Source organism: Bradyrhizobium algeriense (genome assembly GCF_003062295.1).
In the GTDB taxonomy this organism is placed as follows: Bacteria; Pseudomonadota; Alphaproteobacteria; order Rhizobiales; family Xanthobacteraceae; genus Bradyrhizobium; species Bradyrhizobium algeriense.
In genome coordinates, this window is sequence record NZ_PYCN01000004.1 from 329,667 (window position 1) to 352,767 (window position 23,101).

Annotated in this window: 23 protein-coding genes; 13 read left to right on the forward strand and 10 right to left on the reverse strand. The window is 61.4% G+C overall.

The window, feature by feature from the left end; genetic code table 11:
- Nucleotides 1-4: 4 nt before the first annotated feature.
- On the reverse strand, nt 5-811 hold the full coding sequence (locus C7G61_RS12545) for an SDR family NAD(P)-dependent oxidoreductase (RefSeq protein ID WP_108514389.1): 807 nt from the start codon (nt 809-811) through the stop codon (nt 5-7).
- A 295-nt stretch (nt 812-1,106) separates the two neighbouring features.
- On the opposite strand from C7G61_RS12545, the gene C7G61_RS12550 reads away from it, so the two are divergent.
- From C7G61_RS12550 to C7G61_RS12560, 3 genes are all read left to right on the forward strand, one after another.
- Complete coding sequence (locus C7G61_RS12550) at nt 1,107-3,134, forward strand: TRAP transporter permease (RefSeq protein ID WP_108514390.1); 2,028 nt, start codon at nt 1,107-1,109, stop codon at nt 3,132-3,134.
- A gap of 26 nt (nt 3,135-3,160) precedes the next feature.
- Nucleotides 3,161-4,126 (forward strand): TAXI family TRAP transporter solute-binding subunit, encoded by a 966-nt coding sequence (locus tag C7G61_RS12555; RefSeq protein WP_244608267.1) that lies wholly within the window; start codon nt 3,161-3,163, stop codon nt 4,124-4,126.
- Between the two features lie 432 nt (nt 4,127-4,558).
- Nucleotides 4,559-5,779, forward strand: coding sequence for an EAL domain-containing response regulator (locus tag C7G61_RS12560; protein ID WP_108514392.1), 1,221 nt, complete (start codon nt 4,559-4,561; stop codon nt 5,777-5,779).
- Nucleotides 5,780-5,786: 7 nt separating this feature from the next.
- On the opposite strand, the gene C7G61_RS12565 is transcribed toward C7G61_RS12560, so the two are convergent.
- Nucleotides 5,787-6,266, reverse strand: a complete 480-nt coding sequence (locus C7G61_RS12565; RefSeq protein WP_108514393.1) for a hypothetical protein — start codon at nt 6,264-6,266, stop codon at nt 5,787-5,789.
- Nucleotides 6,267-6,464: 198 nt separating this feature from the next.
- Here C7G61_RS12565 and C7G61_RS12570 point away from each other — a divergent pair, with 198 nt between their 5' ends.
- Nucleotides 6,465-6,770 (forward strand): hypothetical protein, encoded by a 306-nt coding sequence (locus C7G61_RS12570; RefSeq protein ID WP_108514496.1) that lies wholly within the window; start codon nt 6,465-6,467, stop codon nt 6,768-6,770.
- A gap of 144 nt (nt 6,771-6,914) precedes the next feature.
- On the opposite strand, the gene C7G61_RS12575 is transcribed toward C7G61_RS12570, so the two are convergent.
- The 3 genes from C7G61_RS12575 to C7G61_RS12585 form a co-directional block, all read right to left on the reverse strand.
- Complete coding sequence (locus tag C7G61_RS12575) at nt 6,915-8,114, reverse strand: hypothetical protein (protein WP_108514394.1); 1,200 nt, start codon at nt 8,112-8,114, stop codon at nt 6,915-6,917.
- A gap of 181 nt (nt 8,115-8,295) precedes the next feature.
- A complete protein-coding gene (locus tag C7G61_RS12580) occupies nt 8,296-9,276 on the reverse strand; it encodes a Bug family tripartite tricarboxylate transporter substrate binding protein (protein WP_145963600.1) in 981 nt (326 codons plus the stop codon).
- A gap of 145 nt (nt 9,277-9,421) precedes the next feature.
- A complete protein-coding gene (locus tag C7G61_RS12585) occupies nt 9,422-10,051 on the reverse strand; it encodes an NUDIX hydrolase (protein ID WP_108514396.1) in 630 nt (209 codons plus the stop codon).
- Nucleotides 10,052-10,130: 79 nt separating this feature from the next.
- On the opposite strand from C7G61_RS12585, the gene C7G61_RS12590 reads away from it, so the two are divergent.
- From C7G61_RS12590 to C7G61_RS12600, 3 genes are all read left to right on the forward strand, one after another.
- Complete coding sequence (locus C7G61_RS12590) at nt 10,131-10,556, forward strand: PaaI family thioesterase (protein ID WP_108514397.1); 426 nt, start codon at nt 10,131-10,133, stop codon at nt 10,554-10,556.
- A 132-nt stretch (nt 10,557-10,688) separates the two neighbouring features.
- The gene (locus C7G61_RS12595) at nt 10,689-11,711 is read left to right on the forward strand and encodes an aldo/keto reductase (protein WP_108514398.1); all 1,023 of its coding nucleotides are present in this window, start codon (nt 10,689-10,691) and stop codon (nt 11,709-11,711) included.
- A 120-nt stretch (nt 11,712-11,831) separates the two neighbouring features.
- Nucleotides 11,832-12,077, forward strand: coding sequence for a PilZ domain-containing protein (locus C7G61_RS12600; RefSeq protein WP_108514497.1), 246 nt, complete (start codon nt 11,832-11,834; stop codon nt 12,075-12,077).
- 98 nt (nt 12,078-12,175) lie between these two features.
- Here C7G61_RS12600 and C7G61_RS12605 read toward each other — a convergent pair whose 3' ends face one another.
- Complete coding sequence (locus C7G61_RS12605) at nt 12,176-12,466, reverse strand: hypothetical protein (protein WP_108514399.1); 291 nt, start codon at nt 12,464-12,466, stop codon at nt 12,176-12,178.
- A gap of 327 nt (nt 12,467-12,793) precedes the next feature.
- Complete coding sequence (locus C7G61_RS12610) at nt 12,794-13,042, reverse strand: hypothetical protein (RefSeq protein WP_108514400.1); 249 nt, start codon at nt 13,040-13,042, stop codon at nt 12,794-12,796.
- A 105-nt stretch (nt 13,043-13,147) separates the two neighbouring features.
- Between C7G61_RS12610 and C7G61_RS12615 the strand changes: the two genes are divergently transcribed.
- Together C7G61_RS12615 and C7G61_RS12620 are read left to right on the forward strand one after the other, a co-directional pair.
- Complete coding sequence (locus C7G61_RS12615) at nt 13,148-13,642, forward strand: YciE/YciF ferroxidase family protein (protein ID WP_108514401.1); 495 nt, start codon at nt 13,148-13,150, stop codon at nt 13,640-13,642.
- A gap of 180 nt (nt 13,643-13,822) precedes the next feature.
- Nucleotides 13,823-14,125, forward strand: a complete 303-nt coding sequence (locus tag C7G61_RS12620) for a hypothetical protein (RefSeq protein ID WP_108514402.1) — start codon at nt 13,823-13,825, stop codon at nt 14,123-14,125.
- Nucleotides 14,126-14,132: 7 nt separating this feature from the next.
- On the opposite strand, the gene C7G61_RS12625 is transcribed toward C7G61_RS12620, so the two are convergent.
- Complete coding sequence (locus C7G61_RS12625; RefSeq protein ID WP_108514403.1) at nt 14,133-14,513, reverse strand: tautomerase family protein; 381 nt, start codon at nt 14,511-14,513, stop codon at nt 14,133-14,135.
- Between the two features lie 204 nt (nt 14,514-14,717).
- Between C7G61_RS12625 and C7G61_RS12630 the strand changes: the two genes are divergently transcribed.
- Together C7G61_RS12630 and C7G61_RS12635 are read left to right on the forward strand one after the other, a co-directional pair.
- Nucleotides 14,718-15,314: a TetR/AcrR family transcriptional regulator gene (locus C7G61_RS12630; RefSeq protein ID WP_108514404.1), complete on the forward strand. Its 597-nt coding sequence runs from the start codon at nt 14,718-14,720 to the stop codon at nt 15,312-15,314.
- Between the two features lie 58 nt (nt 15,315-15,372).
- The gene (locus C7G61_RS12635; protein ID WP_108514405.1) at nt 15,373-15,663 is read left to right on the forward strand and encodes a hypothetical protein; all 291 of its coding nucleotides are present in this window, start codon (nt 15,373-15,375) and stop codon (nt 15,661-15,663) included.
- A gap of 122 nt (nt 15,664-15,785) precedes the next feature.
- On the opposite strand, the gene C7G61_RS12640 is transcribed toward C7G61_RS12635, so the two are convergent.
- A complete protein-coding gene (locus tag C7G61_RS12640; RefSeq protein WP_145963601.1) occupies nt 15,786-18,452 on the reverse strand; it encodes a bifunctional diguanylate cyclase/phosphodiesterase in 2,667 nt (888 codons plus the stop codon).
- A gap of 1,453 nt (nt 18,453-19,905) precedes the next feature.
- On the opposite strand from C7G61_RS12640, the gene C7G61_RS12645 reads away from it, so the two are divergent.
- Nucleotides 19,906-20,883 (forward strand): tripartite tricarboxylate transporter substrate binding protein, encoded by a 978-nt coding sequence (locus tag C7G61_RS12645; RefSeq protein ID WP_190241780.1) that lies wholly within the window; start codon nt 19,906-19,908, stop codon nt 20,881-20,883.
- A gap of 253 nt (nt 20,884-21,136) precedes the next feature.
- Nucleotides 21,137-21,556 (forward strand): hypothetical protein, encoded by a 420-nt coding sequence (locus C7G61_RS12650; RefSeq protein ID WP_145963602.1) that lies wholly within the window; start codon nt 21,137-21,139, stop codon nt 21,554-21,556.
- Between the two features lie 164 nt (nt 21,557-21,720).
- Here the strand turns inward: C7G61_RS12650 and C7G61_RS12655 are convergent, their stop codons facing one another.
- A complete protein-coding gene (locus C7G61_RS12655) occupies nt 21,721-22,959 on the reverse strand; it encodes a CHRD domain-containing protein (RefSeq protein WP_108514409.1) in 1,239 nt (412 codons plus the stop codon).
- Between the last annotated feature and the right edge of the window lie 142 nt (nt 22,960-23,101).

Below are 23,101 nucleotides of genomic sequence, written 5' to 3' on the forward strand. Positions count from 1 at the left end.
CGCGTCACGCACCCGACTTGCTCGTGATCCCGCCATCGACGATCAACTCGATCCCGGTGACGTATTTCGATTCATCGGAGGCCAAAAACAGCGCGGCATTGGCGACGTCCCAGGCATCTCCCATGTGCCCCATCGGCACCTGCGCGTCGCGCGCCCGCCACATCGCCTCGACATCGCCGGCCGAATAGCTGGCTGCCAGCCCCGCGGAGTGCTCGACCATCGGCGTCTTCATCAGGCCCGGCAGGATGCAGTTCACCCGGACGTGATCGCTCGCGAACTGCACGGCGGTGGTCTTCGTCATCTGGTTCATCGCCGCCTTCGAGGCGCCATAGGTGACATAGGAAATTCCGAGATGGCGGATGGAGGCGATCGACGAGATGTTGATGATCGAGCCACCGCCTTGTTTCTGCATCACGGGAATGACGTGCTTCATGGCGAAATAGGCGCTCTTGAGATTGACGGCGAAGACGTGATCCCAGCTCGCCTCGTTCACCTCGACGACATTTCCCATTTCGGCGATGCCGACATTGTTGTCGAGCACGTCGATGCGGCCATAGGTCTTGCGGCACGCCGCCACCATCGCCTCGACCTCGGCTTCACGCGAGACGTCGGCGGTGAAAGCCGCCGCCTTGCCGCCCTCGCCCGTAATGATGTCCACGGTTTCCTTGGCTGCCGCCGCATTGCGATCGACGCAGAACACCTGCGCGCCCTCACGCGCAAAGGTGACCGCGGTCGCCTTCCCATTACCCCAGCCGGGACCGATCGATCCCGCCCCCACCACCATCGCCGTCTTGCCCTTGAGCCGTTCCATCGACCTCTTCTCCCTTGCGAGTTCTCATCTTCTTGTAGCCCGGGTGAAGCGCAGCACAACCCGGGATTCTTGTTTGGTGGTTTCCCCGGATTGCGCGGAGCCTGTCATCGGGCGCGCATTCGCGCGACCCGTTGGCTCCATCCGGGCTGCGGTCAACCTATCCGATAAGCTAAAAAGATGCCCCTGGCATCCGCCCACAAGGCCCTTGCCACGGTTACCCAAATTGGACTGAATGCGCCCGCGAAAGACCCGGGGGACACCGGGTCTGGGAGTTAACGGGGTCCCCGGGGAAAGCATGGCAGTAGACAAGACAACGCCGACCAATGACGAGGTTGTTGCGGTATCCGACGAAGCCTTGCACAAGGCAGAAGCCTACATCGAGGCAGAGGAAGGCGCGGCCAACCGCCTGATGGGCTGGGCGGGGAAAATCTCGACCACGATTGCCGTGGTCATGAGCCTGTTTCACCTCTATGCGGCCTATGCCATCGTTCCGACCCAGGAACTGCGCTACACCCACGTCGCCTTCACGCTGGTGCTGAGCTTCCTGCTGTTTCCGCTGGCCACGCGATTCCGCAACCGCGTGCGCTGGTGGGACATCGTTCCCGGGATCGTCGCGGTCGCGACCATCGTCTATGCGCTGTGGGGCGGCGAGGATTTCACCGACCGCGCCACCGCGCCCGACCGCTGGGACGTGATCGTCGGCATCGTCTTCATCGTGCTGCTGCTGGAAGCGACGCGGCGCACGACGGGGGCGATCATGCCCGTGGTGTCGCTGCTGTTCGTCGCTTACGCCATGTTGGGTCCGTATCTGCCGGCGCCGTGGACCCATCGCGGCTACGACGTGGCGCGGCTGGTCGGTCACCTCTTCATTACGCTGGAGGGCATTTTCGGCGTCGCCGTCGACGTATCGGCGACGCTGATCATCCTGTTCACCATCTATGGCGCATTCCTGCAGCAATCCGGCGCAGGAAAATTCTTCATCGATTTCTCGCTGGCGCTAATGGGCGGCAAGCCCAACAGCGCCGGCCGCACGGTTGTGCTGTCGTCATTCCTGCTCGGCGGTCCCTCCGGATCAGGTGTCGCCACGACCGTCATGATCGGCACCGTGGCCTATCCGATGATGGCGAAAGCAGGCTTCGAGAAGAGCGCCGCGGGTGGCTTGCTGGCCGCGGGCGGGCTGGGCGCGATCCTGTCGCCGCCGGTGCTGGGCGCAGCCGCGTTCCTGATCGCCGAATTTCTCAAGATCAGCTATCTCGACGTGATCTGGATGGCGACCATCCCGACCTGTCTTTACTACATGTCGCTGCTGTTCATGGTCGAACTGGACGCCAAGAAATTCCACGCCAAGAACGTGACCTTCACGCCCGAGATGTCGCTCGGCCAGATGACCAGGCGGTACGGCTTCCACTTCATCTCGCTGCTCGCCGTCGTCGTGTTCATGATCATCGGCTACTCGCCATCGCTGTCGGTGTTTTACGCCATCGTCGTCACTTTCGCGCTGAGCTTCCTGCGTCCGGAAACCGCGCTGATGCCGACCAAGCTGGTGAAGGCACTGGCCGACGGCTCGATCGGCGCGCTCAATGCAGCGACCACCTGCGCCTGCGCCGGCATCGTCGTCGGCATCGTGACGCTGACCGGTCTCGGCCTCAAATTCTCGTCGATTGTCATTGCCTATGCCGGCGGCAGCCTCTTGCTGACCGCGATCTACACCTCGCTGATCGTCTGGATCATTGGCCTCGCCGTGCCGGTGACCGCGTCCTACATCATCTGCGCGGTCATCGCCGCGCCCGCGCTGATCAAGCTCGGCGTGCCCGATTACGCCGCGCACATGTTCATCTTCTATTACGCTGTGCTGTCCGAGGTATCGCCGCCGACGGCGCTGTCGCCGTTCGCGGCGGCGGCGATTACCGGCGGCGATCCCTACAAGACCACGCTGCAATCCTGGAAATACACGCTGCCGGCGTTCCTGGTGCCGTTCGTGTTCGTGCTCGACCCGCAGGGTGTCGGCCTGCTGCTGTCGATCCCCAAGGGCGGATCCTGGGTCGACATTCTCGAAATCACGATCAAGACGAGCCTGGGCCTGCTGGCGCTGGCCGCGTTTGCCCAGAACTGGGCGCTGCGACAAAATACAGCGGTCGAGCGCGGCCTGCTTCTGCTATCCGGATTGCTGCTGGTGTTCCCGAGCCTGATCGAGGCGATCGTCGAATGGATCATCGGCCGCGATATCAGCTACACCTATGTGCCGGGCCTGATCATCGGTCTCGGCGTGGTATTGTGGCAGGCCAGAACGCGGTCGCCAACGCGACCGGCGCTCACTACTTAGTCAGGGAACGATTGAGGATGAAAAGAATGAAGAAGACCGTAGCCATACTGGCCATGACGATTTCCGCAGGTCTCGCCTTTGCGGGCGCAGCCCACGCCCAGCAGAAGACCATGTCGATCGGAACCGGCGGCACCGGCGGCGTCTACTATCCGCTCGGCGGCGCCGTTGCCAACGTGCTGTCGAAGAACCTTCCCAACATGCAGGCCACCGCCGAGGTCACCGGCGGCTCGGTCGACAATCTCAAGCTGATCGGCGCCGGCAAGAGCGAGATGGCCTTCACGATGGCCGACGCCGCGCTCGATGCGCTGAAGGGCGAGGACAAGTTCAAGAGCGGCAAGCTGCCATTGCAGGCGCTGCTCGTGGTCTATCCTAACCGCATGCATGTGGTGACGGTGGAAGGCTCTGGCATCCAGACCATGGCAGACCTGAAGGGCAAGCGCGTCTCGACAGGGTCGCCCGGCAGCGCGACGGAAGTGATGGCGTTCCGCGTCATCGAGGCCGCCGGCCTCGACAAGGACAAGGACCTGAAGCGCGAACGGCTCGGCGTTGCGGAATCCGTCAACGCCGTCAAGGACCGCAAGATCGACGCGTTCTTCTGGGTCGGCGGCATCCCGACCGCCGCGGTGACCGATCTCGCAGCGACTCCCGGCATCAAGATGAAGCTGATCGACCATGGCGACCTGGCCGAGAAGATGAACGCCAAATACGGCAAGCTCTATTCGCCGAGCAAGATCAAGGCAGGCTCGTATCCCGGCTACGACAAGGATAATTCGATCACCGAGGTCTGGAACCTGATCGTCACCGGCGACAAGATGAGCAATGAGGACGCCTACGCCATCGTCAAGACGCTGGTGGAGAAGAAGGCCGATATCGTCGCCGTGCACAAGGAAGCCGAGAGTTTTTCGCTCGACAACCAGGTGCAGGAACGTTCGCCGATCCCGTTCCATCCCGGCGCGCTGAAATACTTCAAGGAAAAGGGTATCGGCGGCTAGGCTCTCCGGCTGGACAACGCGGAAGCGCTCTCCGGACACTGGTTACAGTGACCGCGGTCTGTCGAAGACCGCGGTCATTTTTTTGCCGGAAGAAGAGTTGTGCGTTGCGTCATTGCTGCTCCTGCGAAGAAAAAGCGGAAGACGATACCAAGCCGCTGATATCGCGGCGCCGACAAGCGACCACAGGCGTTAACGCGCGGGGGCTGATCAAATATTGCCCAGGCAAAGCATCAGCTCACCGAAGCCCATGAAATGGATGGGCTTATCCGGCCCTCGGCAGCGGATCGCGGAGCCAGGAAGGCTTCCTAAAGTTTTATTCTTGTCGGCGGCTTTAACCCTACCGAAGTAATCCTGTGACCTCCCGCAAAATTCCGTAATTGCGACCTCAACGCGGATGTACCACTGGCGCCGGGGTATCTGTTGGAGGGCGGCATGGAGCAAATCAATATTGGCGAGCATTCGCGCGCAGCGCACTTCGGGCACCGGAAGCTGACGCCCAGGGCCTGCGTCGTCGACAGCAAAAAGCACCTGCGATTGTTCCTTTCCGACGCTCTTGAGGATCTCGGCTTCGTGACCTGCGAATGCGGTCAGGCCGGCGATATGGCGGGCGTATTGCAGGCGGAGCAGCCGGACCTGATCGTGCTCAGCGTATGCGTCGACGGGATCAATGTCGGCGAAATCCTCGAGGCAATCGTCCGCAAGAATTTCGGCGGCAAGGTCCTCGTCATCGGTCAACCCGACTCGATTATGGTAAAGGCCGTCCGGCAAATTGGCGACGAATACGGCATCGCCATGCTGCCCTCGCTGCAGACGCCGTTCGGCGCGGCAAGCCTGCGCGCCAGCGTCGCGGCGCTGCTGCCGGCGGAGCCGGCGCCAAGCCCCGCCGTCGACGTCGCCGAGGCCTTGAAGGCCGGCTGGCTCGAATTGTGGTACCAGCAGAAGATCAACACCCGCACGCTGGTACCCAGCGGAGCCGAGGCGCTGGTGCGGATGCGGCATCCCGCCTGGGGCGTGGTCCCGCCGGCCTATTTCATTCCCGACGACAAGGATCCGCATTTTCGCAGCCTGTCCGAATTCGTGGTCGGCCGCGCCATCGAGGACTGGCGCTATCTGCTGGAGAGCCAGGGTCCGGTCGACCTTTCGATCAACCTGCCGGTATCGTTCTTCGGCAATGCCGCGGCGGTGCGCGATCTGGGCCGCGCCATGCCCGCCCACCCGGCATTCGCTGGACTTTTAATCGAAATCAACAGCAGCGAGGTGATCGATCAGCCGGATCTGGCGGTGGACGCCGCAAGACGTCTGCGCCTGCACAATATAGCGATCGCCATCGACAATGTCGGCGCGGAATGGCCTTCCCTCCTGGAACTCCGGAGCTTCCCGTTCGTCGAGCTGAAGGTCGACCAGCAATACATCAACGGCTGCGCGGACGACCGGCTGAAGCAGACGGTATGCCGGCGCATTATCGAACTGGCCCGGGACAACGGCGCCCGCGCCATCGCCCAGGGCATCGAGACCCGCGCCGATTTCCTCGCCGCTCACGACATGGGGTTCGATCTGGTCCAGGGCTACCTGTTCGGCAAGCCGGTGGCGGTGCGGAAATTTGCCCGGTCGTCACGCCCCCAACTCGCAGCCAGTTCCGACAAGACGCAATGAGCGTGCCTCAATCGAACTTCATGTCGATGCATTTGGAGATGTCGGAGCCGAGGCCGGACGAGATGATGATGCAACCACGCACCTTCAGCGTATTGTTGTCGCTGGCCCATACCGCATAGCCGCCGGGACCGAAGAACGAATTTGTGTTCGGCGGCTCGGTTTCGGTGGCATCGAACGAATAGCTCGAATCGGCATCGAAGATGCGGGGCTTCTTGGCGCAGCTTCCGTCGGCCTGGACGTTGATGACTTCCTTGTTGTCCCGCGTCAGCGCCAGCGAAACCTGGCAGCGGAAATATTCCGTCGTCTTGGTGTTGAACACGTAAGCATAGGATTTGCAGGTCGAGGTGTTGAGCTTGCCCGCGCTCAATCCCCGGCTGCAGGCGATCCGCTGGTTGTTGGAGAGCTTGAAATTGTCGGCCTCTGCCGCTTGAGCCAGCGTCATGAACGACAACGCAACACCAAGACCGATCTTCATGACGTGTTTCATCTGACCATCCCTAAGACGTTTTTCGCAATGCATGCTTGTAGCTGGAAAGGCGAACATAGTCGCGAAGTCGAACGCGGGAAATCACAAAGTCTCAAGGAAGGTGTGATGCGTCGAAGGTGCCAATTGACGGCACAATGCCGTTCGTGATTTGTTCAAAACGTGGGGCACGAGGCCGAATGGCTGTGGGGAGGATGGATGATGACGAGCATTTCAACGAAGACGGTTTTGACGGTGGCCGTCCTGGCGGGGTTCTCGACCTGCGCATTTGCGCAAGCCGCCGCGCCGACACCCTGGGAGCTTAAGTCTGACATGGGCTATGCCTACGGCAAGGACGGCAAGACGCTCTCCTACAAGATGGGCACCAACAATGCCGGCACGCTGCTGAAAGGCGCCAAGAAGGTGCCGAAGGGGACGTTGTTCTTCATCGGGCAGAACGGACAGCTCTATATGCGCTCCGGGCCCTATCTGGAGGGCGACGGCAAGTTTATGTTCGGGTCGGATTGAGGCGTCTTCTACCTCCTTCTCCCCTTGTGGGAGAAGGTGGCGCGAAGCGCCGGATGAGGGGTTCTATCCGCGGAGAGAGACCCCTCAACCGTCTTCGCTTCGCGAAGCCACCTTCTCCCACAAGGGGAGAAGGGAACAGGCAACCTAAAACGCTGCCGCCAATTCCTTCGCGCCGGGCTTGCCGGAGTTGAAATCCATGCGCTCGTCGGTGACCGCGAGCAATTTCGCCACCGTGTTGTGGCGGATCGCGACAGGGTTGCGTTCGTAACCGCCGCGCTGGAAGAAATTCGAGGTCGGCACCCGTTCGCGCATCGCCTGCGGCATGGTCACCATGTCGAGGCCGGTGCCGTCGCCGGTCAGGTTCATCATTTCGAGTTCGGCGGCCGAGAGCGGGCGATTGTAGCCCTTGGCACGTGCGAAGATCACCGATGTCAGCAGCTTGTGGGTCTGCAGCATCGGCCCGACGTCGATATCGAGCACCATGGCGTGCACGGCCCAGCCTTGTGGCGTATTGGCGAGCTTCTCATGCTCGGACCACGTGTCCGGCACGGTGCGCGTGAACGCCACCATCTTTTTTAGCACGGCAAGCTTGTGATCCATTGCCTTGCGCGACGCGCCCGACAGCGTCGCGGCCCTTGCCGTCAACTCCTTGATTAATTCGTGGCCCTGTTCGGCCAATAATTCGACGCTGTTGGTGGTGAGCAACTGGTTGTAGCCGATCGCGGTCGAGATCGCGCGGGAGCCTGGCTTCGAGGGATTCAGCCCCGATTGCATGTCATAATTGCCGTTGCCGCCGGTCTCGAACGAATAGACCCGCACCGCCTGCTCGCGCGTCAGGCCGGCAGCCAGCGCGTAGCGGGCATAGGCGCGCTTGAAGTCGACTTCGGCGGCCGGTCGTTGCGGCGTGAACTGGAACTGCTCGGCGGCGGCCTTGAGAAAATCGGCGACGACGGGAATGGGCTTGCGCTCGCGCGGCGGCTTCTCTTCCTCCGGCTCCGGACTAACCGGCTGCTTCGGACCGCTGTAGACCGGCGGCTGCGTCAGCACATAATCGTCAAGCGCAATGGCCTGGCGTTCCCGGCGCTTGGCGTTGCGGCCCTTTCGTTTCTCCGAGATCGAAGACCAATAGGCCCCCGCCTCCTCCTCGAACGCGGCGCGCGCTTCCTGATATTCTTTCAGCTTGCGGCGATATTCGGCGATCGCCTGCGGCGAGGCTCCTTGCGCCATCGCGTCTGCGGTCGAGGGAGAGAGTACGTCCGCTTCGACCGCCATAGCAGGCGGCGCGCCCGCGAACAGCGCGAGCGCGACAAATCCGGAACCCATGCGAATCAATGGCAGGCGCATGGCCTCGTTGTAGCAAGCGTGCCCGTGAAGTCAGCCCCGAAACGGCCCGAACTTCCGCGGCGCTCTTTCTTCCTTCTCCCACCTCAACTCGGGTTTACCCGAGTTGAGCATTAAATTTGGTTGAAGTCGGATACATCCGACTTCGATGGGAGAAGGGAAGGGAAGAGTCACATCTCGCCACCTACTCCTGCTCGACACCGCTGGCCTTCACGAGCAGCGACCATTTCTTCTCATCCTTGTCGATGAAGTCGGCGTAGTCTTCCGGCGTGCCGGGCGTGATTTCGGTGCCGTCATTGACAAGCTGCTTCTTCACCTCGTCGGAGGCGAGCGCGTCGCGCAGCGCCTTGTTGAGCTTGTCGATGATCGGCCGCGCCGTACCGGCGGGCGCGACGAGGCCGTAATAGAGCGAGGCGTCGAAACCGGACAGCCCCGCTTCGATCATCGTCGGCACGTCGGGCAGCAGGCCGGAACGGGTGATGCTGGTGACTGCGAGCGCGCGCAGCTTGCCGGCGGAGACATTGGGATGCGAGGCCGGGATCGGCGCGAACGCCATCGGAATGTGGCCGCCAAGGAGATCGGTCAGCGCCGGGCCGGTGCCCTTGTAGGGGATGTGCACCAGCTTGATGCCGGCGGCACGGGCAAAATATTCGCCGGTGATGTGGCTCGCGGTACCGGCCCCGGCCGAGCCGAAATTGACCTTGTCGGGATTGGCCTTCGCATAGGCAACCAGTTCGGCGACGCTTTTTGCGGGGAATGACGGATGCACCACCAGCGAATTCGGCGCGTTGCCGATCAGGCCGATCGGCGCAAAATCCTTGCGCGGATCGTAGCCGGGATTCCTGTAGAGCGAGGGGCCGATCGCCAGCGTGCCGGTGTAACCCAGCAGCAGCGTGTAGCCATCGGGATCGCTTTTGGCGACCGCCTTGGTGCCGACCGTGCCGCCGGCGCCGGGACGATTGTCGACCACGACCTTCTCGCCGAGCAGTTCGCCGATCTTGTCGGCAATGGCGCGGCCGACGATCGAGGTGCTGCCGCCGGGCGCGAATGGAATGACGAGCGTGATGGCGCGGGCGGGATAGTTTTGTGCTCGCGCTGAATCGATGGCTACGCTCTGGCCGAGCAATGCGGCGACGACACAAAAGCTCTTGATCCACGTGGACATGATGAGCGCGCTCCCGGGACTGTTCTTGTTATTGGCGCGGCCATCGTTGCTGAAACAACCGGCATTCGCAAGCTGACTTCCGAATGAGGTGCTTACATCGTCATTGCGGCCATCGCGTCTCACATCGTGAGATGGATGCGCAGTCCTACCTCCACGCGAACACCGGCTGTTCCAGTTCCGCGACGCGGGTGCTTCTTCCCGCCAGCACTTCGGCGAATTGATAGATCAGCGCCGCCGTCGGCGCGTGGATGTGCTGACCGGCATGGCGGAAGCGGATCACGCGCCGCGTGCTTTCGGGGATCGTGGTGAAGCTGAAGGCGTCGTTGCGTTCGATATCGGCGAGGGCTACGCGATGCACCGAGGCGACCTCCGCGGGGTTGGGCACGAGATCTGCGCTGGTGCTCACCCAGACCACCACAGGCGTAATGAGATAGCCTGACCGCGTCGGGTAATCGTCGAGCAGGCCGAGCACATCGCCCTCGCCGAGGCCAACGCCGAGTTCCTCGTGAAGTTCACGCAGCGCGGCCTGCGCCTGCGTCTCGCCGTGGTCACAGCGTCCGCCCGGCAGCGCCCATTGCGCGGCGTGTGAACGCAGGGTCGCGGCACGGCGGGTCAGCAGAAACGTCGCCCCGCCGCCGGTATCGGCTTCCGTCAGCGCAATCGCCACCGCGGCGCGTTTCAGCCCGGATACCCCCTCGCCGGACGGTACCCGTGCAAATGCCGCGCAAAGCTCTGCGATATTCCGCCGGGTGGTATCGTCAAATGACCGGGCCATCCCGCTTGACTACAACACAAGCGCATCAGATGAAATGACCCGGACCGCATGACAACCCGCAGGGAATGGACACCACGACATGACAACCAAGGCCGCGGACAAACTCAAATCCGACGGCTGGAAGATCGTCGAAACCTCAGGATTCCTGCACCTGATCGGCCCGCTATGGCAGCGCGTGATCGACGGCACGCACGAATACGCACTTGCTACCGAGGACAAGCATCACAACCGCCGCGGCCTGGTGCAGGGCGGCGTGATCATGACTTTCGCCGACCGCACCTGCGGCATGACCGCCCGCTTCGTCTCGGGCAAGCCGACGCTGGCAACCGTGCAGCTCGATACGCACTTCGTCGAAGCCGGCAAGATCGGCGAGGTTTTGGTGTCGAAGCCGCATGTGGTGCGCTCGACCCGCAGTCTCATTTTCATCACGACAGAGGTGACCGTCGACAAACGCTGTATCGCGATGGCGAGCGGCGTGTTCAAGATATTGAAGAGTGAGAGCTAGGATCCGTCATTCCGGGGCGATGCGTAGCATCGAACCCGGAATCTCGAGATTCCCCGGTGTGCAATTGCACACCTGAGGTCTGGTGCTAACGCACCATCCCGGAATGACGGCGTATCTGGAGGAGACCCACCGATGCAATACCGCCAGCTTGGCCGCAGCGGCCTGAAGATTTCGCCGATCTGTCTGGGCACCATGATGTTCGGCGGCCCCACCGACGAGGCGACGTCGTCGCGCATCGTCGCAAAGGCGCGCGAGGCCGGCATCAACTTCATCGATTCTGCCGACGCCTATAATGGCGGCCAGTCCGAGCAGGTGGTCGGCCGCGCCATCTCCAACAACAGGCACAACTGGATTCTGGCGACAAAGCTCGCCAACCAGATCGGCGACGATCCCAATCGCGGCGGGCTGTCGCGGCGCTGGGTGCTGCAGGCGGCGGAAGAAAGCCTGAAACGGCTCGGCACTGATTTCATCGACATCTACTATTTGCACAAGGAGGACCACGCGACGCCGCTGGAGGAGACGGTGCGCGCCATCGGCGACCTGATGCGCCAAGGCAAGATCCGCTATTTCGGCGTGTCGAACTACCGTGCCTGGCGCGTCGCCGAGATCTGCAACATCTGCGACAACAACGGCATCGACCGCCCGATCGTCAGCCAGCCCTATTACAACGCCATGAACCGCATGCCGGAGGTCGAGCATTTTCCGGCCTGCGGCTATTACGGCCTCGGCATCGTGCCCTATAGCCCGCTGGCGCGCGGCGTGCTGACCGGCAAGTACAGACCGGATGCTGCGCCCGACAAGGACACCCGTGCGGGGCGCGCCGACAAGCGCATGATGCAGACCGAATGGCGACCGGAATCGCTGCAGCTCGCCCAGGAGATCAAGCGGCATGCCGAGGCCCGCGGCATCACCGCCGGACAGTTCGCGGTTTCATGGGTGCTGAATTCATCGTTCGTCTCGGCTGTCATCGCAGGTCCCCGCACCGAGGAACAATGGGACGATTACCTGAAGGCGCTCGACTATCGCTTCACGGCCGAGGACGAGGCGCTGATCGACCGCCTGGTGGTGAGCGGCCATCCCTCGACGCCGGGGTTCAACGACCCGGCCTATCCAATCGAGGGACGGCGGGCACGAACGGATGGCCAGGCCCGATGAGCTGACAGAATGGCCCTCTGGCGGCCTACCACCTTTCGTTGCATCAGCACTGGTATGTACGGTAACGGGATAGTAACCTCGGAGGCCGAAAACTACCCTGTTCAAGCGGAGGTCCAGGTGGTGGACGAGCACAGAATAGCACCACGGCGGCGGCTGTTGAAGGCGGGCAAGATTTCGTTTGGCGGCGGCGCTGCTTTCGATTGCACGATCCGCAATCTTTCCGAAACCGGCGCCGCGCTCGAGGTGATCTCCCCCGTCGGTATTCCCGAACGCTTCACGCTGGTGGTCGAAGCCGACCAACGCCATCTGCCGTGCCGCGTCGTCTGGCGGAAAGAGAAGCGGATCGGGGTTCATTTCGAAACCTGACCGACGCCGACGCAGCACAGGCGGACCTGCAGATCGCAGCAGGTCCGACCCGATACGTCGTGACCGGACCCGCCGCGAAATGATCGCTCCTGCAGGCGTCAGTGTCTGGATTCGAGGCTGACGATAACGCCGGTGGGCTCGGGCTCGTGCGGCGACAGTTTCGTCAACGTCTCATCGCTCCAATAGGCAAGGTTTACGATCATGCCGACGGGCGCTTCCGGCTGGGAAGCCTCGGTCGGTTCCAGGACGTTGAGCCCGCCGCTGTCGATGAAGAAGGTGTGATCGCCAAACATGCTGGCCAGTTGCGGAACCACCGGATGATCATCCGGGAGCGCCTGGGCTTCGAATTGCATGAGAGCGCGTTCCACCTGTGCCGAGTTCAATTTCATGCACGACTCCTTGACTAGCTTTGGTTGGTTTCTGGTTGGTTGGTTGAGGACCGCGCAACGGCCAAGACCACACGCGGCTGCTCCTTGCGGAGGATCAAGCGTCAAGAGTGTCGGATCCTGATCGCTCGTCCCCACCAGCACCGCGCGCTGGTTCGCAAGTTCGCTTTCAAATCCGCCGCAGGGCGAATTGAGTTCGGAACAGTGGTGCCTCCTGGCGCCCGTTCAACCCGGCAACGAAATCAAATTCGCAATGTTCCGAACAAAGCCAAATGTTCCAGACAAAAAACAAGTGTGAAAATCTTGTGGCGGCCGCCAACCGTGGCCCGACTACCTCCCGTCAGGAATGGGATGCAGCCTCGCCAGTTCGTCGAGCGGCAGATGCGCCTCCGCATCGCTCAGCGCGAAACGGACAATGACATCCTGACGCCCGACCTGCCCCCAGAGCCCATCCGATGACCATTTCTGCGGCATGGGGCCGCGCAGACCTTCGACCCAAACAAAATACCATTCCGTCATCGATGCTCCTCCTGGCGCCTGGTCGGGAACCAGATGCGTCGTAGCCTCGTTGAGAGACATTGTCGGTCTCGAACACGATAAGGCCGATCGGCGCGTGCCGGCTGCTTTCCGGTATTCAGCGACGCCTCGGGAAGTCCGGTACACTCCTGTGATAAGGATTTCGTCATGGAAATCAGCAATTTCAAGGACATGTACCTCGCCGAACTGCAGGAACTGGTGAGTGTCGAGGACCAGCATGCGGAAGCCCTGCTGCGCATGGCGGCGGCCGCGTCGCATCCGGCGTTGAAGGATGCCCTGGTGGACCATCATGCGGAGACAATGAGGCAGAAGGAACGCCTTATCAGCATCCTTCGCAAGCATGGCGCCGACCCGACGGCGCATGTCGATCAGGCCATGCAGGCCCTCATCGGTGAAACCCGCAAGATGCTCGGCATCCTGGAGGGAGACGATCTTCGCGATGCGGGCCTGATCGCATCCGTCCAGAAACTCGAGCACTACGAGATCGCCGCATACGGCTCCGCCGCAGCACTTGCCGGCCAGCTCGACCTGCGTGACGACCAGATGCTGTTGCACGACAGCCTCCTGGAAGAGAAAGAGGCCGACGCCCTTCTCACCGATATCGCCAAGGGCGAAGTCAATCCGGACGCGCTGGCGGCGTGATTGTCGGCTAAAGCGTTTTCCAGCGAAGTGGAGGCCGGTTCGCGTCAAGAAAACGCGTCAAACCAGGAATCCAGAGCCTGCAACACTGCGATCCATGTAGCCTGAGCGTTCTGACAGAACCGCACAGAGACCGCCCTGGGGCGGTCTTTTGCTCTGCACGAAATGGTCTACTCTGCCAGGATGAACTGGCTCCTGGTCACGGCCGCCTTGGCCTGCAATCCCGGCGACCGCCTGGTTGACCTGCGCGACAAGATTCCGCGCGGCCTGAATTCGATCGACCTGATGGTCACCGTCGAACCCTTCTATGCGCGCTTCTACATCTACCAGCCGGGTTTCCCGGACAGCCTCCAGCATTGCTGCGGCAACAAGCCTTCTTCGATTATCAAGGTGCCCGTTATCGACGGCCGTTTCTGCATCAGACAAAGTCAGCCGCGGATGAAATGGACGGTTCGCGCCCTCTTCAGGCCCGATATTCAAATGTAGTGTCGCCTCAAGCGAATTGCGCGAGGCCGTGGCCGACGGACCAATTCTCTTTCGCGGACTCGAGAACGTTCACGAACACGTTCTCCGGCCGGATGCCGGGGTTTTTGCCGAGCAACTCCGCGGTCCGCCGGAACAGCGCCTTCTTCTGTTCCGCCGTGCGGGTGTTGAACACGGTGATCTGGATGTACACGACGTCTTCGCTTCGGGCGATTCCAAAACAGGACGCGCCGTAGCGGAAGTTCGCAGCGTCATGCTCGCTGATGGTCATGAACTGGTCGTCTTCGGGCACGTTAAGCGTCTCCCGCATCGCGCGGTAAAGGCTGTCGAAGATCGCCTGCCGGTAGGCTTCCGGCTTTCCGGCACGCAGTGAAATGTGAATGAGCGGCATCGCGGGTCCTTATCTCGAGCCGGTAACGCGGACGCGCGCCTGGCGGCTCCCGCACGGGTGGTTCACCCCATCGACGAAATGAGCTATCAACAGTTTTTGACACGCTGTCGAAAAACGATATTCGGATTCTTGACGCCATGTCAAATACTTTTTGGCCGGCATCAGGCGATTGGGTTGAACCGATGGCGTACAGCGGAGGGAAACGTGAGGCCGCGAGAGTTTGACCACGACGACGTCCTGCGCATCGCCTTCGATCAATTCTGGCGCAAGGGGGTGCGGGGCACACAGCTCTCGGACATCGCGCGTGACACGGGCGTCCAGCGCGGCAGTCTCTACAATGCCTTTGGCAGCAAGGAAGCGCTGTTTCTCTGCGCCTATGAGCGCTATGCTGGCGAATATGTGAGCGCTCTTCAAAAGGTGCTCGGCGCGGGGACCTTGCGCGAGCGCCTCACCGCGTTTTTCGATCTGACGATCAAGAACTTCCGTTCCGGCTCGCCGCCCCGTGGATGTCCGACCACACGGGGACTGATGGAGCTGACGTCGGTCGAAGGTGAAGGGCTGGACGAGAACGCCCGCAAAACCTTCGCGGATCTGGTGGCGCGCATCACCGGCCTGGTTCAGGACGCCTTGTCCGAGGGCGTCGAGCGCGGCGAGTTCGACGGAGACCCCGAGACCGCAGCATTACACATCGTCACCGTGACGCGCGGCTTGGCTGTGCTCGAACGCGCCTTCGGCGATGAGGCCCAGCTTCAGAAGATCGCCGCGCATACGGTCGATCTCGTGCTTGGCAAGAAGGGTTGAACCCTTTCCGGCCCCGCGACGACAAAATCCGCATCATCGCTTCAGGGAATTGCCGGTCATGAATTCGCCAGAGCCAGCCGTCCGGCCGGCATCGAACAGCAGCCCTGCCCGCCGCACCGCCGTGGCGGTGATCTTGAGCGGGCTGGTCTTTGTCGTGCTGTGGATCATGGTGTTCAGCATGGTCACGTCGCTATTGATCGGAGCCGGCTGCTGCGTCGTGATCGTTGCAGCAAGCTCCCTGTCGGACCTGTTCGAAATGCTGCTCGATGCGGTGGCTACCGTCATCTTCGGCGTGCTGGCGGCCATCGCGGCGATCTTCGGAGCGATTCTTGGCCTGTTCGGATTTTAGGTCCGCCGCTCGCGACAGGTTCTGGATACCGATGCGATTGGCCTGTTCGGATTCAACTGTCAAACAGCGAGAGCGTATGCGTCCGCGTTCTCGCGGCATCAAGCGCCCGAGCTTTGCTTAAGCTAGGCTACGGCTTGCCGCTCGCTCTCGGAAAGGACTTGCTCGGAAAGGACTCGCGGCAACAACTCGCCGAACGGCATGGGCTTGCTGAAGAAATACCCCTGGCACATGGCAATTCCGAGCGAGCGGATCTTTTCGACCTGTTCGTGTGTCTCGACGCCTTCAGCGACGATCGAGAGGTTCAATGTCTTCGCAAGCTGGACGATCGATCCGAGGACCGCGAGGGTCTCGGAGCGACCGATCTTGTCGATGAAGGACTTGTCAATCTTGACCTTGTTGAACGGAAAGGCGGTCAGATAGGACAGTGACGAATAGCCGACGCCGAAGTCGTCGAGCGCAATGGAAACGCCAAGCCTCTTCAGGCGTTCGAGCGTCTTGAGATTTTCCTGGCTGTCAGCCAGAAAGACGCTCTCGGTGATCTCGAGCTCGAGCCGTGTTTCGGCAAGTCCGCTGTCTGTCAACGCGACCATCACGCAATCGACGAGATTGCCGCTCGCAAATTGCAGAGCAGACAGGTTGACGGCAACCTTGATATCATCAGGCAGCATCACGGCGTGGCGACACGCCTTGGCGAGCACCAGATTGCCGAGCTCGCCGATCAGTCCACCCTCTTCCGCCACCGGAATGAATTCAGCGGGAGGGATCAAGCCTCGGGTCTTGTGGCGCCAGCGCGCCAGGGCCTCAACCGACGTCGCGCGGCCCGTAGAGAGCTCGAACACAGGCTGATAGAAGACCTCAATCTCTTCGCGCCAGATCGCCTCGCGCAGCTCGATTTCAAGGATGTCGCGCTGGTCGGCTTCGGCCTTGAGCTCCGGCGAGTAGAGATTGAAACAATTTCGACCGGCATTCTTCGACTTGTAGAGCGCAAGATCGGCATTGCGAAGAATTTCATCGGTGCGCGTGCCATGCTCGGGCACCACGGCGACGCCGATGCTGCATCCGATCACGACCGGGTGGCCGTCTATTTCATAGGGTTCGGCAATTGCCTGGACCAACCGCGCGGCGAGTGTCGCGGCGCTGTCCTGCAGCGCGGACGACCCCGGCACCACGACCAGCGCAAACTCGTCACCGCCGATCCGGGCCGCCGTATCGACCTCCCGGACCTGCGCCTTGATCCGACCAGCGACCTGCTTGAGAAGCGCATCGCCGCATTGGTGGCCGAGTGCGTCGTTGACGGACTTGAACCTGTCGAGATCCAGCAGGAGCACGGCGAACGGCGCATGCTGCAGAAGATACTTGTCCAGCGCTTCGTCAAGCGACCCCTTGAACAGGTTACGATTGGCAAGGCCGGTCAGGCTGTCATAGTGAGCCAGCCTCTCGATCCGGTCCTCGGAAGCCTTGCGTTCGGTGATGTCTTCATGCGTCGCAACCCAGCCACCGCTCTCGCGCCGTCCATAGGAAATATAGATGACGCGGCCGTCCGGAAACTGCACCGTGTTCGAGGTCTGTTCCGATTTGGCGAGCCGCTCGTTCAGGTCAGCCAGATAGGCGTCGAGATCGCGCACAGCGTTCTGCTTTGCAAACACTTCCCGGAAATTCATGCCGATCCGGACATCCTCCGGCGAAAGCCCATAGGCGTCGAGCCATTGTCGATTGAACGCGATCAGGCGATCCTGACCATCGAACATGCTCAGCCCTTGCGGCAGGTTTCGCAGCGCATCCTCGAACTTGCTCACGGAGTCGCGCAATTCGCGCTGTGCGGCGTAGAGAGCCTTCTGTCTTCGCCAGTGGAGCGCGGTCGCCGCCAGGATGATGAAGGTGAGCAGAAGCGCTCCGCCGAGATAGATTTTCTGCCTGGATTGAGCGCGCGAATAGATCTCCTGCTCCGAAATGCCGGCGGTAAAGATCAGCGGAAAAGCGTGCGATCTGCGCGCGGTGACCAATCTGTTGCTCCGGTTCGGGCGACCTTCGCTCCGGCCCCAATTCCAATATTGGCTATGGGAGCTGTCCCGTAACTCGCCTTCAACGTGGCCGGGACTGCGCTGTGCCAGCACCGTGCTCTGATCTATTCCCCGCGCGGCGAGCACGATGTAGTCGGCATTTCTGAGAACAAGGGTTCCTCCGACACCAAGCTTTGCGGTGTCGTAGAACCTGCCAATCAGGTCCACACTGATCGAGCCTACAACGACGCCCGCCGGATTTTTGTCGTTGTCGAACAACTTTCTTGCGAGCTGGATGGTCCATTTGTTCGATGCCCGCCCGAGCACCGGCTTTGCGACATAAAGCCGATCTTCGGCCATCTCCATCACCTTGATGAAGTGCTCCCGGTCCCCGAGATACATCGGCGGGCCGGAGTAGCCGGTCGTCGTATCGAACAAATAGCCGTCCCGTCCGATCAGCGCGAACTGAACCACGTCGCCGCTGGCCATCTGGGCTTTATCGGCCCAGAATTTCAGGCTGAAGGTGTCCGGATTCTGAACGTAAAGCGCCCGCGCGACCCGCAGTGACTGATCCACCCTTTCGAATATCCGCTCGGTATTTTCCTCAAATAATTGGGCGACACTGTTTCCGTGCGCCTGCGCCTGTTGCAGCGCTTCCACCCGTTCCGAAGACGTGATTGCGAAGTAGCCGATCCACACCAGCGGCAAGAAGAACAACGCGATTTGCAGCGGGGCATTTCGCACGATCGCTTTGGCGGCTTTGCGGACCAATCTGCGGGCGTGAATCACGGCGCGCGCTCCCGCGCAAGCCGGAACCGCAGAGTGACGCTCTCGGAGCACTGCAACGCCATCAAATATGACACCGACTATCTCCGCCTGAACCGCCCGAGGTCCGCAGGGGCGCGCGGCCGGGCACTGCCGAGATCTTGCAATCCTCGAAACGTAGGGTCGGCAGCCTTAAGTTTTGGTTTCGCGCGGGCTCAATGTTTGCGTCAAAACCCCCGTAAGATCACGGAGATAGAGGCAGTCCCAATGGAACCAGCGAGAGGGTATGCGCGCGCGTTCGCGCGAGCCTTGCGTAGCTTCCGCCCTTAACCGAAGCACGCTTCTGCGTGACCGTTTGGGACGGGGGCGCGAGAACTGCGCGCCGACCTGCGCTGACGAGCTCGCTGGCTTGGGATCAAGCTGCGCACGACAGCAGGTAGCCCGCATGAGCGAAGCGCGACATGCGAGGATCGGCACTACCCCAACCCGGATCACGGAGCCTGTCATCACTGCGCGAGCGCCATTGCGCTCGTCGCGGTGCGCCTTCGCGCGACCCGTTGGCTTATCCGGGCTACGCCTGCTGGATTTGACCTCGGCGAGAGGTTAGAATTTGGAGCGGCCCGCGCCTTTCTCAGGAGGTCCGACCATGACACGGCACCTTTTTTTCGCGATTGCGCTCATAGGCACCGGAGTGCTCCTCAACCCACCGGCAGAAGCACAGCAATGGCAATGTGAAGACAGAGCCGCGAATTGCTTGGGCGGGTGCACCGACAGGGCGGCAGGGATAAGTGACTGGGGACATCAGGGCAAATGTTTGCGCTGCGACCGGCAACTGATCAAATGTGTGCGCAACGCGAACATGCGCCGGTATAGTTCTTACTGAACTCGATGGCATGCCCGTGCGGGCGCGCTGGGAGGCGGTATGACACGTTGGACCGCGAGTGTCGTCGCAGGTTTGCTGGTGGGCCTTCCTGGCGCTGCGAGCGGTCAGGTGAACTGCGAAGCGATACCTCATGGGCCGGCGCGCACCGATTGCTATCTCGGCCTAAGTCAGTTCTATCGTGCGCAATCGGATCTTGCCGCGGCCAGAGCGCTAGCGCAATCAGACGCCGCGTGGTATCGGGCAATTACCGGAACAGACCCTCCGAAGCACAAACCACGTCGGCGACGATAAAGGCTCAGCAAGTAGCCTGCATGAGCCAACGGGTCGCGCGAACGGCCGCCCGCGACGAGCGCAATTGCGCTCGCGCAGTGATGACAGGCCCCGCGATATCAGGGGATCGGCCACCAACCAAAGCCGGGTGCCGCTTCCGCCTACGCTCGTTGAGCTACAGCGGACAAGTCGCTCATGCGGCTATGCTTGCTGTTCGCTGTTCTTCGCCGAGCCGAGCAGTTACAAGGCGGTACGCGTAAATCGTCGGTCGCACTGTCCTGGCGGCGGGGTGACCGGCCAACAACAAGAAAAGGGTGGAATGTCATGCATCGTAAGCTCGTCGCGCTGGTTGCAGCAGTAGTCGGTTTCGCAGCTTGCGGACCAGCCTGGGCGGGATGGCCGGACGACAAGCCAATCGAAGTCGTCATCGGTTTTGCTCCGGGCGGCGGAACCGACGTCATGGCACGCAAGCTGCTGCCGGTCGTCGAGCAGAGATTGGGCGGAAAGGCCAAATTTGTTGTGCTGAACAAGCCTGGCGCCGGTGGAGAGATCGCGTTTGCCGCGATTGCGCGCGCGGCGCCGGATGCTTACTCGATCGGCGTCGTCAACGTGCCCGGCTACAATTTCATCCCGATGACGAGAAAGACCCAGTACGGCATGGACGAGATCCGCTTGATCGCGCGCGTGGTGGACGACCCGAGCGTGATCGTAGTGCCTGCGGAAAGCAAGTTTACAACGCTTGCGGACGTTCTGGCTGCGCTGCGCAGCAAGCCGGGGTCGGTAACATTCGGTCACAATGGTGCGGGCACGAATGGTCATTTGGCGATCCGCATGTTGGCGAACGCTACCAAAGTTGAGCCTAACGAAATTTCCTATCGGGGAACGGCCGCACAAAGGACTGATCTTTTGGGCGGCCATTTGGGGGTCGGAATGGTAAGCCTCAGCGAAGTTCCTGAATTGCACGGCACCAACAAGGGACCACTCCGCGCCATTGCCATCCTGTCGAAGCAGCGTTCTCCGTCATTGCCCGAAGTTTCGACGGCGGAGGAAACAGGCATCCCGGTTACGATGACCGCGGAACGCGGCTTCGCCGCACCGAAGGCCGTTTCGGACGAGGTAGCCAAAAAGCTTGAAGCTGCCATCGCCGATGGCTTGCGCGATCCGGAATACCTCAAGAGCTCGCCTGGCGATGCCCCCGTTATTGCCTTCATGCCCGGCGCCGAATGGCAAAAGCGTCTCGACGACATGTCGCAAGCGTTGCGGCCGTTCGCGGAAGAGATGAAGGCGCAAGAGCAGAAGTGAGACGCGCCACGTTGGGGCGCCTTCTCGGTCTCAGTTGGGCCTCAAGCCGATCTATTCGGAGCGGGCGCGACTGCGCCGATAAGGCAGTAAGTAGCCCGCATGAGCGAAGCGATATGCGGGGATCGGCACTAACCAGGACCCGGATATCGCTTCGCTCATCCGGGCTACGCGCTTGCTTATTTGGCGAGAACGATTTCCAGTATGCTTAGATCGTCGCCAACAGAGCAGATGCGGTCAGCGAATGCAGTGGTACTTGATCATAGTTTCGGTCGCCACCACCGGCGCATTTGGGTGGTTTGCGCTCGAACTCATTGGTCGGCCTATTCGACGTTTCTTTGACCTGCGCCGGTCTGTGCGCCATCAAATGCTTTCTCTAGCGAACGTCCCAGCGCCGCAACCTCGCGAGACCTGCGTCACATCCGAGCAGATACGGCAATACGATAGAGACTTAAAAAATGCGCGCGAGGCACAACGCATTCTGCGTGATTTGGCCTCTCAGATGCTGGCGTTCGCCGAGAGCGAAAGGGCGGCCTGTATTGCAATCAGGCCGTTTGGCTTTGATCCCTCGTCGGCTGGCAGCGGCCTGATCGGACTTTCGAACACGCTCGACCACCACGGGACCGACCGCACGAGCTTTCGCAAGAATGTCGAACGGGCGCTGCGGTTTAGCTAGGCTGCTTGCTCATGGATGCATGGACAAGCTGTGGCGAGGTATGATGCATTTCCTCAGACAGCGCCCCAAGGAGTTCGGCACGCAATGGGTGTCACGATGTGCAAAACCCACGGACGGGTCCCTCCGCCGGGGGCGGGCCGTAGATCCGGCCCGCCAGCGCCACCTCAAGCGGTTACGAGGAAATTCGAGGCGTTCAACTCGTTCGGAAGGAGACCCACGAGCAGCACCTGATCGCCCCCGCCGAGATCAAGGGTGGTACCCGAAGCTCCCGCGCTCAGATTGTCCAGCGGGTCGAAGTCGGCTCCAAAGCCTTCCAACACCACGACGTCCTGCGTTACGTCGAAGTCGGTAATGGTATCATCGCCTCGTTCAGACTCGCGAAAGACAAACTGATCAGCCCCACCGAAACCGGCGAGGGTGTCGTCGCCGGCGCCACCTTCGATCGTATCAGCGGCATTGCCGCCGATGATGGTGTCATTCCCGCGGTCTCCGAAGAGGCGGTCGGGCGCGTGATTCGCCAACTGCTGGTTGGCGACCGCCCGGATGAGGTCGTCACCGTTACCACCAAAGATCGTATCGGCGGCAACGTCGCCGCCTCGCAGCGTATCATTCCCGGCGTCCCCAAACACGACGTCGCCCGTAGGGTCGTTCCAGATAATGGAATCATCGCCGGCACCGCCGAAGACTGTATCCCTTCCAGCCATGCCGCCAACGTCGTCGTTGCCGCGACCGCCGAAAACCAGGTCATTGCCAGCGCCTGTATTGATGTCATCGTCTCCCTGGCCGCCCCTGATAATGTCGTCGCCGTCGCCGCCTTCAAGTCTGTCGTTCCCGGCAAGGCCACGGATGATGTCATTGCCGCCGAGCCCGGGAAGAAAATCGTCGCCGGGCGTTCCGACGACAACGTTGTCGTTATCGTCTGCGATTGCGATCAACTGACCCCGGATCTCGCCCCCCATAAATTCGTTCGTATGGACGTTGAAATAGATCGGGATTTCCGATCCCACCGGAGCTGAACCGAATTCGTCGGCGAAGTTGGCGATTGAAACGTTGGCGGGGTCAGTCGTCTCCCATCGACCACTAACCGTCCAGGAGCCATCCGTATTCAGGGCGATGTTGAGATCATCGTCGTCCTGTGCCGGGTTGATCTGCCCGAAGACAACGGGCCCGTTTGCTCCTCGCATTTGATTGTGAAAATGCGTGGAGGTGACGTCGTCGTCGGTCGCGGGCGTCTGCGCCGAACCACCCGTAACCAGGCCGTAATCGACGCCCTCGATCCGGAACGTATAGCTCGCGGCAATTTCCGTGCTGTCAAAGATGACAGTGCCGAGACCGCTTGCAGTCGAGTTGTTCGGGGGGACTTCCTGAGTGCCTTCGAGAACCACGCGGAACGCTGTAGACATGAGAGCCTCCTCTGCTGTTTGCTCAGCAGGTCGGCGGCCAGCGACGCCGGCCTGCACATGTGGCAGATGTTGCACCGGCTCGCGCCGGCATGGATTAGGCGCCGCGTCGCTCCGCTAATCGCGGAATCGGCGCTTGGTCCTT

What these genes read in the sequence shown, in the direction of transcription:
- C7G61_RS12550 (WP_108514390.1), top strand. Translation starts at nt 1,107, where the DNA reads ATGGCAGTAGACAAGACAACGCCGACCAATGACGAGGTTGTTGCGGTA.
- C7G61_RS12605 (WP_108514399.1), bottom strand. Translation starts at nt 12,466, where the DNA reads ATGAAATTGAACTCGGCACAGGTGGAACGCGCTCTCATGCAATTCGAA.
- C7G61_RS12620 (WP_108514402.1), top strand. Translation starts at nt 13,823, where the DNA reads ATGAACTGGCTCCTGGTCACGGCCGCCTTGGCCTGCAATCCCGGCGAC.
- C7G61_RS12625 (WP_108514403.1), bottom strand. Translation starts at nt 14,513, where the DNA reads ATGCCGCTCATTCACATTTCACTGCGTGCCGGAAAGCCGGAAGCCTAC.
- C7G61_RS12615 (WP_108514401.1), top strand. Translation starts at nt 13,148, where the DNA reads ATGGAAATCAGCAATTTCAAGGACATGTACCTCGCCGAACTGCAGGAA.
- C7G61_RS12545 (WP_108514389.1), bottom strand. Translation starts at nt 811, where the DNA reads ATGGAACGGCTCAAGGGCAAGACGGCGATGGTGGTGGGGGCGGGATCG.
- C7G61_RS12585 (WP_108514396.1), bottom strand. Translation starts at nt 10,051, where the DNA reads ATGGCCCGGTCATTTGACGATACCACCCGGCGGAATATCGCAGAGCTT.
- C7G61_RS12595 (WP_108514398.1), top strand. Translation starts at nt 10,689, where the DNA reads ATGCAATACCGCCAGCTTGGCCGCAGCGGCCTGAAGATTTCGCCGATC.
- C7G61_RS12590 (WP_108514397.1), top strand. Translation starts at nt 10,131, where the DNA reads ATGACAACCAAGGCCGCGGACAAACTCAAATCCGACGGCTGGAAGATC.
- C7G61_RS12560 (WP_108514392.1), top strand. Translation starts at nt 4,559, where the DNA reads ATGGAGCAAATCAATATTGGCGAGCATTCGCGCGCAGCGCACTTCGGG.
- C7G61_RS12645 (WP_190241780.1), top strand. Translation starts at nt 19,906, where the DNA reads ATGCATCGTAAGCTCGTCGCGCTGGTTGCAGCAGTAGTCGGTTTCGCA.
- C7G61_RS12565 (WP_108514393.1), bottom strand. Translation starts at nt 6,266, where the DNA reads ATGAAACACGTCATGAAGATCGGTCTTGGTGTTGCGTTGTCGTTCATG.
- C7G61_RS12555 (WP_244608267.1), top strand. Translation starts at nt 3,161, where the DNA reads ATGAAGAAGACCGTAGCCATACTGGCCATGACGATTTCCGCAGGTCTC.
- C7G61_RS12635 (WP_108514405.1), top strand. Translation starts at nt 15,373, where the DNA reads ATGAATTCGCCAGAGCCAGCCGTCCGGCCGGCATCGAACAGCAGCCCT.
- C7G61_RS12570 (WP_108514496.1), top strand. Translation starts at nt 6,465, where the DNA reads ATGACGAGCATTTCAACGAAGACGGTTTTGACGGTGGCCGTCCTGGCG.
- C7G61_RS12655 (WP_108514409.1), bottom strand. Translation starts at nt 22,959, where the DNA reads ATGTCTACAGCGTTCCGCGTGGTTCTCGAAGGCACTCAGGAAGTCCCC.
- C7G61_RS12580 (WP_145963600.1), bottom strand. Translation starts at nt 9,276, where the DNA reads ATGTCCACGTGGATCAAGAGCTTTTGTGTCGTCGCCGCATTGCTCGGC.
- C7G61_RS12610 (WP_108514400.1), bottom strand. Translation starts at nt 13,042, where the DNA reads ATGTCTCTCAACGAGGCTACGACGCATCTGGTTCCCGACCAGGCGCCA.
- C7G61_RS12575 (WP_108514394.1), bottom strand. Translation starts at nt 8,114, where the DNA reads ATGCGCCTGCCATTGATTCGCATGGGTTCCGGATTTGTCGCGCTCGCG.